Annotated in this window: 9 protein-coding genes; 5 read left to right on the top strand and 4 right to left on the bottom strand. The window is 63.4% G+C overall.

Going from position 1 to position 13760, the window contains the following annotated elements:
* Positions 1-81: 81 nt before the first annotated feature.
* Both AC1DN9_RS11830 and AC1DN9_RS11825 read right to left on the bottom strand, forming a co-directional pair.
* Positions 82-1188 (bottom strand): helix-turn-helix transcriptional regulator, encoded by a 1107-nt coding sequence (locus AC1DN9_RS11830; protein WP_478100277.1) that lies wholly within the window; start codon positions 1186-1188, stop codon positions 82-84.
* 40 nt (positions 1189-1228) lie between these two features.
* On the bottom strand, positions 1229-2572 hold the full coding sequence (locus tag AC1DN9_RS11825; protein WP_478100275.1) for an MFS transporter: 1344 nt from the start codon (positions 2570-2572) through the stop codon (positions 1229-1231).
* A gap of 82 nt (positions 2573-2654) precedes the next feature.
* Here AC1DN9_RS11825 and AC1DN9_RS11820 point away from each other — a divergent pair, with 82 nt between their 5' ends.
* Positions 2655-3593, top strand: a complete 939-nt coding sequence (locus tag AC1DN9_RS11820) for a LysR substrate-binding domain-containing protein (protein WP_478100273.1) — start codon at positions 2655-2657, stop codon at positions 3591-3593.
* A gap of 27 nt (positions 3594-3620) precedes the next feature.
* Here AC1DN9_RS11820 and AC1DN9_RS11815 read toward each other — a convergent pair whose 3' ends face one another.
* Positions 3621-6371, bottom strand: a complete 2751-nt coding sequence (locus tag AC1DN9_RS11815; protein WP_478100271.1) for an HAD-IC family P-type ATPase — start codon at positions 6369-6371, stop codon at positions 3621-3623.
* Between the two features lie 93 nt (positions 6372-6464).
* Here AC1DN9_RS11815 and AC1DN9_RS11810 point away from each other — a divergent pair, with 93 nt between their 5' ends.
* Both AC1DN9_RS11810 and ppk2 read left to right on the top strand, forming a co-directional pair.
* The gene (locus AC1DN9_RS11810; protein ID WP_478100269.1) at positions 6465-8408 is read left to right on the top strand and encodes a Na/Pi cotransporter family protein; all 1944 of its coding nucleotides are present in this window, start codon (positions 6465-6467) and stop codon (positions 8406-8408) included.
* A gap of 23 nt (positions 8409-8431) precedes the next feature.
* On the top strand, positions 8432-9265 hold the full coding sequence (gene ppk2, locus AC1DN9_RS11805) for a polyphosphate kinase 2 (protein WP_478100267.1): 834 nt from the start codon (positions 8432-8434) through the stop codon (positions 9263-9265).
* A 291-nt stretch (positions 9266-9556) separates the two neighbouring features.
* Here ppk2 and AC1DN9_RS11800 read toward each other — a convergent pair whose 3' ends face one another.
* Positions 9557-10228, bottom strand: a complete 672-nt coding sequence (locus tag AC1DN9_RS11800; RefSeq protein WP_478100265.1) for a DUF1266 domain-containing protein — start codon at positions 10226-10228, stop codon at positions 9557-9559.
* A 677-nt stretch (positions 10229-10905) separates the two neighbouring features.
* Between AC1DN9_RS11800 and AC1DN9_RS11795 the strand changes: the two genes are divergently transcribed.
* Both AC1DN9_RS11795 and AC1DN9_RS11790 read left to right on the top strand, forming a co-directional pair.
* A complete protein-coding gene (locus AC1DN9_RS11795; RefSeq protein WP_478100263.1) occupies positions 10906-11523 on the top strand; it encodes a response regulator in 618 nt (205 codons plus the stop codon).
* A 43-nt stretch (positions 11524-11566) separates the two neighbouring features.
* Positions 11567-13663 carry a response regulator gene (locus AC1DN9_RS11790; RefSeq protein WP_478100261.1) on the top strand — a complete coding sequence of 699 codons (2097 nt, stop codon included), beginning with the start codon at positions 11567-11569 and terminating at the stop codon, positions 13661-13663.
* Positions 13664-13760: the final 97 nt, after the last annotated feature.

Raw genomic sequence — 13760 nt, 5'->3', positions numbered from 1 at the left:
GGCAACAAGCGATCCAGGCCTCCAAGGTATTTGGAAAGGCGATGCGCCGAATCCCACTCCAGGGGGGAATGCGCAGGTCGATCAGTCGGCGAGGGCCGGTTGATCGGCCGACAGGCGCTCCACCAGTTGCTGGTGGCTGTTGATATCGAGCCGTGTGTAGATGGCCTTGAAAAAGTCCTTCAGGGTGTTCGGCGTGATGTTGAGCCGGTGCGCGATCTCGGCGTTCGACAGGCCCTTGGCGCTCAGCAGCGCGATCTCTCTTTGACGCAATGTCAGGTTGGTGGCGTTGACACGCTCCAGCAAGTGCGCCTCGAAGGGCACCAGTTGCTCGATCAGGATGCCGATGCGTTCGGACGGTCCTTGCTCGCCGCTCAGCCGGTAGCCGCGGAAGACGAACTCGCCCCAGCCGTTGCGCCGCACTTCGGTGGGCAACCTGGCGCCACCGGTGCCCTGGTCCATGCGCTCGCGCAGTGCCAATGCGATGTCGCGCAGGGCCGGACGAATCGCGCGGACGTCTTCGCGCTCGACTTCGGTCTCGAGGGTGATGCTGTCCATCAGCGCAAACAACGCCAGGTGGTGAGCCTGCTCGGACCATTCGACGACTTCGCCTTGCGCGTCGCAGACGACCAGTGCCGATCGTCCCGCACCGCGCACGAACCTGGGCGGGCGGGCCGACTCGACGCGCATGGCATGCGCCAGGTAGGGCAGTACCCGGCCCACGAGTTCCTCCTCGGCTGCCGAGAAATCCTGATCGTCGTGTCCGCGAATCAGACTGAAAAAGCCATACGGCCGCATCGCATCGCGCACCACGCCGTCGAGCACCCACTTGAAGCCGTAGGGCTTGAAGATGGCCGCATAAGTGGGCGAGGTTTCGAACGCCGGCTCGCCGCAGCTGCGCAGGTTGCCGGTCGGCTTGCCGAACATCAACAGGTCCTGGATGCTGATGCCGGCGTCGATGGCGTAGCGCTTGTAGTGCAGGATGATCCACGCCGCGCGGCGCGGAAGGAAACGGTCGGCCCACGCATTGGTCACGCGACCAGCTTCGCTCGACCAGGCGAATTGGCCATACATCGACGGAATCGATTCGCGCAGTTGCGCGATCACCATCGGCACGAACGATCGGCTTGGCAGGCCGGCACAGCAGATTTGCCGGATCCTCGCGACGGCCTCTGACTGCTTGCACTCCATGGCCGCAATTACAGGCCGGCGCACGCCGGTTGGCAATTTTCTACTTGGGCCGAATGGTCATCGAAGGGCACCCTCCAGAGGGTTGGAATCGGCCTTCGACAACCGACACCGGCGGCCGAGCCGCGGTACGTGCCTGAGTGCGCGTCGCCGGCGTCAAGAGCGGCAGTGCAAGCAGGGCGCAGCCGCTGGCTGCGAACCATACAAGCGGCCAGCCCTGAATCGCGAGCAGGTGCGGAATGGAAAGCGGTGCAAGAAAGCACACGGCGAACACGCCGGTATTGACCATCCCCAGCGCTGTGCCGGCGCGCCCCGCACCGGATAGCGTGGCCAGTTCCGTGTATGCCACGCCGTGCCAGGCGGACACGCATACGCCGCTGACCGTCAGCAAGACAATCAGCCCCGTACGAACGATCGATGAGCCGAGGATCGCAGATTCGCCCAGCATGGCGGTGGCGCCCAGCGCCGCAAACAGCAGCACCGTCAGAAAGCCGCAAGCGCGCAGGTACGCCGGCCTGTTCTTCCAGCGGTCTGTCCACCGGCCGCTCCAAACGCGCATCACCATCGCGCCTGCCTGCACGGTCGTCATCGCCGCGCTGATGGCCGCCAGGCCGACGCGTCCGAAGTCGTGCAGGAATACCGTGCCGAACGACAGCAGCGCGAACTGCGGCGCGCACAGGATCCCGATGCCAGCCACGAGCCGCCACACACGGGCGTCGTGCAAAGGCCCGGCGCGTCCCGCGGGTCGCACATGCGAAACGAGCGGAGCGTCCGCTGCCACTGGCGGTTCGTGCACCCATGCCATCGCCAGCAGTGCGCCCAGCATGCACAACACAGCCAACAGGCTGTACATCGCGCCAAAGCCGAAGTGCAGCGCGACCATGGGAAGCACCAAGGCACCTATGCCGCCGCCGAGGGGCACTGCTGTCTGCCGGATGCTCATGGCCAGCCCACGTTCGCCGTCCGCGAACCAGCCCATCACCGCGCGGCCACTGGCGCCATTGACGCTTCCGCCAAACACACCGACGAGAAGCAGACCTGCACCGAGCCAGCCCAGTCCAGGCACATGGCCCGACGCCGGCGCCCCGAAGAGCGCGAGCGCGAACAGTGCGGTCGCTGTCGCACCAAGACCCGTCAACAACACGGGCCTGTCGCCCCATCGATCCGTCAGCAAGCCCCAGGGCAATTCGCTGACGGCAATGCCGAGGCCCATGAGCCCCAGCACCAGGCCGAGCGCGGCGTCGTCGAGCCGATAGCCGGAGCGCATGAGGACCGCCGTCATCGGGATGCCGCTGAAGGCGGTGGAAAAGGCCGCATTGGCGCCCACCCCGGCGGCGAGGACTTTCCAGCGATGCCGGGGCGAAGAGAGAGGGTCGATGGATGTCATGCCGGTCAGTTTCGGGAAAATTGACCATTTTGAAAATCAGAAAATATTTCGATGACAATCCACAAAAACAGGATGATTGCAAATGGCCCAGGTAATGTTCGATCTCGACGTGCTGCGCAGTTTTTCTACCGGCGTGGCACTCGGCAGCTACGCGCGTGCGGCCGACAGGCTGGGGCGCTCCACGTCGGCGGTCAGTGCGCAACTCAAGAAGTTGGAGGCGCAAGCCGGGACACCACTCCTGCGCAAGGCCGGGCGCGGCCTTGCGCTGACAGACGCGGGCGAGACCATGCTGGCCTATGCGCACCGCCTGCTGGAAATCAATGACGAAGCAGCCGCCGCAATGCGGGGTGTCGACCTCGAGGGCTGGGTTCGCCTCGGGCTTCAGGAGGACCTTGGAGAGAACGTCTTGCCAGGTGTGCTTGGTCGCTTTGCCCGCGCGCATCCCAAGGTGCGCATCGAAGTCTGCGTCGCGCGCAGTGCCGAGTTGCGCGAACGGCTCGAACTCGGCGAACTCGACCTCGCGCTGATGTGGGAGGTGGAGGGCGGGCCCTCGCTGGCGCACGGCGAACGCCTCGCGCGTTTGCCGCTGCAGTGGATCGGGCCAGCCGCGGCCGAATTGCTCGACGTGTCCTGGTGGACGCAGCAGCAGCGCGCCGGTGGTTCACGCAAGACCAAGGAAGCCTTGCCGCTGGTGCTGCTCGATGCACCGTGCCCGTTGCGCGACATCGTCACGTCGATGCTCGACCGGGCAGGCATTGCGTGGCGACACGCCTTCACCAGCGCCAGCCTTGCCGCACTCTGGGCCGCCACGTCGGCCGGCCTGGGCTTGTCGGTGCGAACGCCGCTCGGCTTGCCGCCACACGTGCGCGTGCTGGATTGCGCGGGCACCCGACTGCCGACATTGCCGTCACTCGCGCTAGCCATGTACCGGGCGCAGGCAGAGCCCGAGGCGCCGGTCGCGCGATTGGCCAAACTGCTACGCGAAGCTATCGCAGCAAGCACGGGCGATACGCGAACCTGAAGCGCGCCTCGTAGCTCACCGGACTGGTCACGCACCCGCCTCCACTGCCGTGACGGCGCCCCGCAACCCGCTGCTCGAGCGGATGATGAACTTCTCGAGTTCGACAACGAGGAAGAAAACGAAGCCACCCGCAATGAGCCACGGCCACGCGTAGAAAGGGATCGCCTCGTTGTCAAACAGCCGCTGGAACGGTGTCGCGTAGGTGAAGAGCAATTGCAGGACCACCACTGCGCCGATGCCGAGCGGCAGGTACTTGTTGCCGAAGTGCGCCTTGATCGACAGCGCGTTGTCGAGCAGGTAGCGGCTGTTCAGGAGGTAGAAGCACTGCCCGATGGTGATTGCGTTGACTGCGACGGTGCGGGCGAGCGCGTCCGATGCACCTTGCCCCTTCATCCAGAAAAACGCCCCCAGCGTGAACACAAGCAGCGCCAGCCCCACGAAGATGACGCGCCAGACCCCGAAGCCGGTGAGGATCGGACGGTCGACCGCACGCGGCCGCCGGGTCATCACGTCGGCCTCGTGTGGCTCGAAGCAGATCACCAGTCCGAGCGCGACGGATGTGACCATGTTGACCCACAGGACCTGCGGCGCGGTGATCGGCAGGGTGAAGCCGAGGAAGATCGCCACCGCGATCACCAGCGCCTGGGCGAAATTCGTGGGGAACAGAAACAGGATGGCCTTCTCGATGTTGTTGTAGACGGTCCGTCCCTCCTTCACCGCCGCGCCGATCGACGCGAAATTGTCGTCGGCGAGAATCATCTCGGCCGCCTCCTTGGTCACCTCGGTGCCCTTGATGCCCATCGCAACGCCGATGTCGGCCTTCTTGAGCGCTGGCGCGTCGTTCACGCCGTCGCCGGTCATTGCCACGATCTGCTTGTTCGACTGGATCGCCTTGACCAAACGCAGCTTGTGCTCGGGACTCGCGCGCGCGAAGACGTCGACGTTGCGGACCGCCTCCTGCAGCGCCGCCTCATTCATCTCCTGGATCTCGGCACCAGTGACTGCCGTCTTGCCGTCGCCGATGCCGAGCATCTTCGCGATCGCCGCAGCGGTGATCTTGTGGTCGCCGGTGATCATGGTGACGCGCACGCCGCCGCCGTGGCATTCCTTCACCGCCTCGATGGCTTCCTTCCGCGGCGGATCGAGAAGGCCAATCAGGCCAATCAGAACAAGGTTCCGGGGCAGGTCCGCCGGGCCGAGGCTGCCTGCCGTTACGCCTGGGCTCTCGAGCCACGCGAGCCCGAGCACGCGCTCGCCCTGGCCGGCGAGCTTGTCCGAAACCTTCATGAAGCGGTCGTGATCGAGAGGCGCCTGGTTGCCGTCGGCGAGCTGCTGCCGATCGCAGTGCTCGAGCATGATCTCCGGCGCGCCCTTGACGAGCAGGATTTCCTTTCCGTCGGCGCCCCTGTGGAGCGTCGCCATGAACTTGTGCTCCGACTCGAACGGGATCGCGTCGATCCGCGGCCAGGCCTTCTGCTCGGCTTCCCGCGCCATCCCGAGTTTGCTCGCGAACGGATAGAGCGCCCCTTCCGTCGGGTCGCCCTCGACCTTCCACACCCCTTCCTGCTGAAACAACTCCGCGTCGTTGCAGAGAAGCGAGTTGCGGCCGAGCAACTCGAGCACCGGGCTCTTGTCGGCGGGCTTCCCGTCCTGCTTGACCTCGCCCTCCGGTGCATACCCGTTGCCGCTGATCTGGTACTCGACCTCCGCCGTGGCGGCGGAGACCACCATCATCTCCATCAGCGTCAACGTGCCGGTCTTGTCCGAGCAGATCCGCGACACCGAGCCGAGGGTCTCCACCGCCGGCAGGCGCCGGATGATGGCGTTGCGACTCGCCATGCGCTGCACGCCGATCGCCAGCGTGATCGTGATCAGAGCCGGCAGGCCTTCCGGAACCAGCGACACCGCGATGCCGACGATCGCCTGGAACAGCTCGACGAACTCCATGCCCATCACCCAGCGGCCGTAGGCGAACACCACCACGCTCACGACCCCGACGACCGCGGTGATCATGTAGCCGAGTCGCTTGATCTGGCGCAGAAGCGGTGTCTCGAGCGCGCTCACGCCAGCGAGCAACTGGTTGATCTTGCCGAGTTCGGTCTCGCTGCCGGTGGCGACCACGATCCCGGTCGCGCGGCCCGACACGACCATCGTGCCCGAGAAAGCCATGTTCTCTCGGTCGCCCACGGTCGCCTTTTCGGCGACTGCGTCGATGGTCTTCTCCGCCGGGACCGACTCACCAGTGAGCGCCGCCTCCTCGGTGCGCAGGTTCTTCGCGTCAGCGAGGCGCAGATCCGCAGGCACCTTGTCGCCGGATTCGAGGAGCACCACGTCCCCGGGCACCAGGTCGTCAGCCGGGATCATGCGCGTCTCACCGCCTCGCGTCGTCCTCGCCTCGGCGGAAAGCATGTTGCGGATGGAGTCGAGCGCCTTCTCGGCCTTGCCTTCCTGCATGAAGCCGAGCAGCCCGTTGAGAAGCACGACGGCGAAGATGATCCCGGCATCGAGCCATAGGCCGAGCATCAGCTTCACGAAGCCGGCGCCGAGCAGGACGTAGACGAGGATGTTGTTGAACTGGGAAAGAAGGCGCATGAGCGGCCCGCGTTTTTTTCCTTCCGGCAACCGGTTCGGCCCGTACTTCTGCAGACGGGTCGAGGCCTCGCCCGCCTCGAGGCCGTTCGCGACGCTGGTCGCGAGTCGCTTCACCACCTCGTCGGCGGTCCACGAGTGCCAGGCAATTGCATCGCTAGCGGATTTGGCGGTTGCTGCTGTGTTCATTCGCATGCTCCGTTATTGCCGAGCCACAGGCCCCGACGAACCCGGCGGTTTACCGATCGACTTCACTCAGCTCAGCCGTGCGCGCGAGGGCCGATGGTCTACAACAACGTCGTCGAGAGGGCCATTCTCTTCATGCTGTCGATGAGCGTCGCCCAAGCGGCTGTCATCATGGTAGCGATCCTGGTCGGCTTTTCCATGCCGATCACGGCGCCGCCGCCACCTCGGGGCACCCATGTTTCGACACGGCGTGCCACAGGCGGTAATCTGGCGGTCTGGACGGAAATCGGAATGCACAGGCCGCTGTCCGGCGAGGGTTCCTTCCGGGAAACACATCAAGAACGCGCGATGACTCCTTCTGCCGCCGAAATCGAACCGATCAGCCTGAACCTGGTCCACATGCTGGGATTGCTGGTCGGTGGCCTTGCTCTTTTTCTCCTCGGCCTGGAGTTCATGACCAATGGCCTGAAGGCGATCGCCGGGTCCCGATTGCAGGCCCTGCTAGGTGTGCTGACCGCGAGCCGGTTCCGCGGTGTTCTGGCCGGGGCTTTCGTGACCGCCTTGCTGAATTCCTCGACGATCACCACGGTTCTGATGGTCGGCTTCGTTTCCGCTGGACTGATGACGTTGAGTCAGTCCGTGCCCATGATCATGGGCGCCAATATCGGCTCGACCGTCACTGCTCAGATCATTGCCTTCGACGTGTCGAGACTGACGCCGTTCATGCTCGCGCTGGGTTTTCTGCTTCATGCGTTCTCGGGCCGCGACCTGCCGCGGCACCTCGGCGGCGCCGTGATGGGTCTCGGGTTGCTGTTTCTGGGCATCCAGTTCATGGGAGACGCAACCCGTCCACTGCGGACGTTTCAGCCGTTTATTGACGCGATGCAGACGATGGAGAACCCGCTTCTGGGAATTGCCGTGGGCGCCATCTTCACAGCTGTCGTTCAAAGTTCCGCAGCGACGCTTGCCGTCGTGATTGCGCTTGCCAGTCAGGGGCTGATGCCGCTGGAGGCGGGCATCACCCTGATTCTCGGCGCCAACGTGGGCACTTGCGGAACGGCGCTACTCGCCGCAATCGGTAAGCCGGCCGAGGCGGTCCAGGTTGGCGTGGTCCACCTTCTCTTCAATATGCTTGGGGTGCTCTTCTGGGTTTTCTTCATCCCGCAGATGGCGGACCTGGTGCGACATGTCTCACCCTCCTACCCGGAGCTGCAGGGCATTGCGCGGCTGGCCGCCGAGACGCCGCGCCAGGTGGCGAACACCCACACGATTTTCAGTGTGGTCAGCACACTGGTGCTGATCTGGTTCGCCGGGCCGATCGCGAGGCTTGCGCAGTTCATCGTTCCAAGGCGGTCGCCGGAAGTGAAGCCGGTTGGCGAAGCTCTTTACCTCGATGAGTCGTCGTTGACGGTACCCTCGATAGGACTTCAGCGGATTTGCATGGAGCTGACAAGGTTGGGTCAGCACGTCCTGGAAATCGTTCGTAGCAGCCGGAACACGGTCGCCAGCGGAAGCATCGAGGATATCAATCGCCTGCTGGAGCAGGACAAGCAAACCGACCAGCTGGCGTCGGAGATTCTTCACTACATCGGCCAGTTGTCGCAGGTGGAGCATTCCGAGGAGGAAGGCCGGCAGATGGTCGCGCTCGCACAGATTGCCACCAATCTGGAAGGCGTCAGCGGCGTTGTCGGAACCGGTGTGGTCGCCGTCAGTCAGCAAAGGTTGACGCAACAGATTGACCTGGCGCGATTGCGCGATGAGGCTTCGTCCAAGTTTGGCGACGCCATCATTCGCAACCTCGAACAGGCCATTGCAACGATAGGCCAGCCTGACGAGAGCGAAGTGTCTCAGGTCATCGCAGCCAAGGCGGAAATCGAAGCGTTGGCGGAAACGGCGCGCCAGGGCTTGCTTGGCAAACTCCAACTGGCCGACAAAACCGACGTGCTGAGTTACCGGCTGGCTGCGGATCTGATCGAGCAATTCAGGCAGATCGCCCAGTTTTCCAGGGCGATCGCGAAGACCACGGAAGCTTTTCGTTAGCGCATCCAGTTGATGGTGAAATCATGAGCCACGCAAAAGACAGGAAGTCCAGCCGGAGCGAACGCCCGCAGTCAGATCCGAGGCCAAAGCTCTCGCGGCGGGAGTATGAAGCGGCCATCGCGCTGCTGCATGCCGAACTGGTCAAGGTGCAGTTCTGGGCGAAGCACACGGGCGCGAGAATCATGGTCGTCTTCGAAGGCAGGGACGCGGCGGGCAAGGGCGGTGTGATCAAGCGGCTTACCGAGCGCGTCAGTCCGCGCGTTTTCCGGGTCATTGCGCTTCCTGCGCCGTCCGAGAGGGAGCGCAGCCAGATTTATTTCCAGCGATACTTCGAGCACTTTCCCGCAGCGGGAGAGATCGTGATTTTTGACCGGAGCTGGTACAACCGTGCGGGCGTCGAAAGGGTGATGGGATTCTGTACCGACGACCAATACCATCGCTTTCTCAGACTCTGTCCGGCCTGGGAGAAGGACATCATCGATTCCGGACTCACCCTGATCAAATACTGGTTCGATGTCAGCAAGGAAGAACAGACCCGCCGGTTTTCGGAGCGCATCAACGACCCCCGGAAAATCTGGAAGCTGAGTCCCATGGATCTGGAGTCGCACCGGCGCTGGTACGACTATTCGCGCGCGCGCGATGCCATGTTCGCTGCGACCGACACAAAGATATCGCCGTGGTTCGTTGTCGACGCCGACGACAAGCGACGCGCCCGCCTGAACTGCATCGCGCATTTTCTGAGCCTGGTCCCCTATCAGGGAATCGATTTCCCAGAGGTCGATCTTCCCCCCAGGCAGAAGGCGAAGGGATACAGAGAGCCGGAATATGCCTACAACCGCGTCCCGGACAAGTACTGAAGTGCCTATGGGGTCATCGAGTACTTTGCGCAAATCGCCACGCAGAGTTCCTCAAAATGGACAACCCCGGTCGATCTCCTTGCCGATCTTGTGGCGCATGAAGACAACGATTCCAGCGGCGCCCATCGCCAACGCAACCCACCCGAGCGTTCCCATCATCGATCCTTGCTTGTGTCGCAGAAGCCCTCAACGCCAAGGCGTCGATAGGCGTTGACCGAGCGACGACGTGTCAAGGCCTCGTTCTGAAATTCCGGGGCTGGGGGGCGCTCACGTTGAATCTGGCGGCGTTCGCTACACATTGAGGCCCGGAGCGGGCACGGCGCCGAACGGTCCGCCCGATACGTCGCCGATTGACGAAACGTCACGCCACGCCGCCGCTTCAGCGAGCGGGGATCCTGCGCGACCGGTGAGCAACAGCGCGTGCGTTTGCGAAAAGCGGTTCCATTCGGACACACCGAAGATCTCCATCGGACCGCGTAGGCGCATCCCCACGAGTGCCGACAGCGAATAGTCGCTCCACGATGAAAAGTGTGAACGCGCCAGCGCGGCAACGTCTTGAAGAATGGCTTGCGCATCGTCGCGCGGCAGATAGTCGACCTTGTAACCGAGGCGCACCAGGTAAGCCAGTTGCTGGATGTCCCAAGCCAGCACGCTGATCTGATCGTGCGTGAGCAGGTCGAAGTGTCCAGCGGGAACGCGCGGCGTCACGAATTCCGGATGCTCGACGTTCGTCCGTGGTCTTGCAGTCGGGAGTGCCCTGCGGATCTGCGAATCGCCCAGGCGCCGCAACTGGGTCTCGAGTTCGACCCGGTACGTGGGCATGGAATCCACGCCCCAATGGATAGCGAGGCTCTCGCGTGCCTGTTCGTCGGGCAGGGCGCTGCCGAGCTGATTGAAGTCATCGTGCAACAGCAGCGCGAAGTTGGCGCTGAGCATGGACTGAAACAGCTGCTCGCGAGACATCGGTTCCGTTGGCTCGAAGCGGATCATCCGGCCACGGTGCGCGGACGATAGACCTGGCCATGAATAGACCAGGGCGCACAAAACGACTGGCACCAGAGACACCAAGGCGATCAGCCCCATCAGGAGAGCTCCGGTACCGACAGCTGGATCCGGGCCCTGCGCTTCCCGATGCCCGGACTGCGCCAATTCAAGTGCCCGAAAGCCCGCCTCCCATCAATCGTCAATTCAGTCCGGCCCATGTTTTTTGCAAATAGATTCAAAGGGCGTCGATTCTGATTTGATCGACTCTCGGAATCCATCAGCAAATTCTCTGGAGGTCATCAGAAATTTCTTTTCCAATGACGATCGCTAATGCTTGGGCTTCAGATTCGGACGATCCCAACGACTTGGCGGAACATTGGCCTGTGAACTACTGCGCAATTCATCCCAATGATTGTCAAAATTAGAAGCTTCGCACGGGATGGATCAGAAGTTTCTGCGTGGGACAAAGAAATTTCCTTCGTCATTCAGAGATGTGTCGCGGTTCAATCTATGGAAAATTGAACCGACCGGATGCGCAATAGCGGTAGTCGCGCAACGGTTTATCCAATCGCACAATTTCTGCGCGAATTGCCGCCAACAATTCGCGCCCGGATCATTCACTGAGTTTCAATTCAATGCAGCCCAAAGTAAGCGACATGTACTCAGTTGTGGTGGTCGACGACCATCCCGCAATCTGCCTCGCGGTCAAGGCGACGCTCGAGGCGAGCGGCGAATTCGAGGTGGTGGGCGAAGCCGCCTCCGGACAGCCCGCTCTCGCGATCATTCGCGAGAAGTTGCCGACTCTCGTGATCCTCGATCTGGACCTTCCCGGAATGAGCGGTCTCAACCTCATCGGGCGCATCCGGGCCGAGCATCCCGATATCAAGTTGCTGGTGTTGTCGGCGCAGCAGGAAACCATCTTCGCGACGCGCACGATGCAGGCCGGTGCCGGCGGCTTCCTCAGCAAGGGCGACGACATGCGCAAGGTGGCGGAAGCCGCCAAGTCGGTGGTGGCGGGCTACAGCGTGTTTCCGACTTCCGCCATCGTGTCGTTCACGAACACCGGCGCGTCGCCCCTGTCGAACCTCACGGATCGCGAGCTGACGGTCATGCAGCATCTCGCACGCGGAATGAACAACCGGGAAATCGGCGACCTCCTTCTCGTCAGCAACAAGACCGTCAGCACTTTCAAGGCACGGATCTTCGACAAGCTCGGCATCTCCACCATCGTCGAGCTGGTCGATATCGCGCGCAGGCATCAACTGATCACATGAAGCCCGCTGGTATCCGACCTGCCTCCTGTTGCTGCACCCCCCGGTGACCGACTGGAGCCATTACTACCGCTGGGGCTCCGGGGCCGGCGCGGTGCTGCTCGTGTGTCTCGGCATCTTCGCCATCTGGAACCGCTCGCTGCGCAAGCAGATGCGCAGAACGCTCGCCGTGAAGAAGAAGCTCCGTGAAGAACTTGCCTTCCGCCAGGCGATGCTCGACGGCATGCCTCACGCCATCGCCGTTCGCGACCGCGACCTGAGACTGACGCTGTGCAACGAGGCATTCAGGCGCGGCTGCAGCGCTTCCGAGGACACGCTGTTGGGCAAGAAGCTCACCGAGCTTCCACTTGGAACACAAAACCCGGAGGTCGCCGAGGCGATGGAGCGGCGGTATCGCAAGGTCTTCGACGAGCGCTTGCCCGTGAGCGGAGACATCGACCTGACGTTCGGCGGCAAGGCGCAGAAGGTTTTTCACTGGGCCGCGCCGATCTCTCTCGATGACGGAGGCTCGCCCGTCGCCGTGGTGGCCGGCGTCGTCGACATGACCCAGCGCTACGACCTGCTCGAACTGGTCGAGTCCGCCCGCACCAAGGCCGAGACGGCGGACCGGGCGAAGTCGAATTTCCTCGCGACCATGAGTCATGAGATTCGCAGCCCGATGAACGCCGTGATGGGCACGCTCGAACTGCTGCTGCGCAAGGGACATCTCGACGCGCAAGACAAGGAGTCTATCGAGCTGGCTCACGGCTCTGCCAAGTCCGTGCTCGAACTGATCGACGACATCCTGGACATCTCCAAGATCGAGGCCGGCGGGCTGGAGATCGTGCCGCAGCCCACGCAGCTTCGGCGCATCGTCAGCGACGTCGCACGCGTCTTCGACTGCCTCGCGCGGCAACGCGGGCTGTCGATCGAGGTGGCGTTCGATCCTGCCATTTCGATGTGGCACGAGGCCGACCCCTTGCGCTTCCGACAGATCGTCAACAACCTCGTCAGCAACGCGATCAAATACACGGACAGCGGCGGCATCCGGGTACGCCTTGCCCACGCGGGCAGGACCGGCGATGTCGAGGCGATCTCGCTCGAAGTCGAGGACACCGGCATCGGGATCGCGGCGGAAGACGTTCCCTACCTGTTCCAGGCGTTCTTCCAGGCCGAATCGGCAGGGCCGCGCACCAACGGGGGTACGGGGCTCGGACTGCCCATCGTTCAGCGCCTCTGCCTGAAGATGAAGGGCCAGATTTCCGTGGACAGCGAGCCGGGGCGTGGCACCTGCGTGCGTGTGGCCCTTGAACTGCCCGTGCTGGCCCCGCCCGTGCCGGCGATCCTGGGCGAGCCCGAGGCGCTCCCGCGGCTGCGCAAGCGCGGTCGCTACAACATCCTCGTGGTCGACGATCACCCGGCGAATCGACTGCTGCTCCAGCGCCAGCTGGAGCATCTCGGATTTCGCTGCGCGGCCGCGGACAACGGCGAGGCGGCGCTCCGGATGTGGCGCGACGATGTGTTCGATCTGGTCATCACCGATTGCTCGATGCCGGTCATGGACGGCTACCAATTGACCGCAGCCATCCGCACCCAGGAACATCGGCGGCGCTTGCCACCCGGTCCCGTGCTCGGCTGCACGGCACACGCGCAAGAAGAAGACCGGCGCCATGCCCTGTCCGTGGGCATGGATGAGTGTCTGATCAAGCCTGTCGGCATCGACGAACTGCTTCAGGCGCTCGTTCGCCACCTGCCTGGCGAGGGCGATCTCTTGAACCTGGCGTCGGAGCCGTCCGTGGCGCGTCAGGACGAGCCTTTCGACGCGGGATCGCTGAAAGCCTGTTCGGGTGGCGATGACGCGGTGGAAGCCAGCTTCCTCGATGCATTGCTGCGGACCAATCTCAGCGACCTGATCGAATTGCAGGCGCTGGCCCGGTCCGGCGCATTTCGCGATGCGGCCGCTTGCGCGCACCGGATCAAGGGTGCGGCAGGCATCGTGAAGGCCGGCCAGGTCGTGCGTGGATGCGAGGAAATCGAAGCGGCGTTCAAGTCGGGGGACAGGGAAGAAATGGCCGCGGCAGTCCATAGGTTGAGTGCGGCCCTGCAGCAGCTCAACGAGGCCATTTCGGCGCAACTGCAGAGCTACGCGGTACCCGCGCCATAGTCGGCGCCTGTGGCCGGAATGCCGCCGATCGAGGCCACCGTCACTCCTTCGAAAGAAGGACCCCGCCGGGATTTGCAAAGTGGTAGTCTGGCGCCAG

Source organism: Variovorax sp. 05L425, assembly GCF_056397705.1.
The sequence above is the reverse complement of the archived record's forward strand: the minus strand, read 5'-3'. Positions and strand labels throughout refer to the sequence as shown.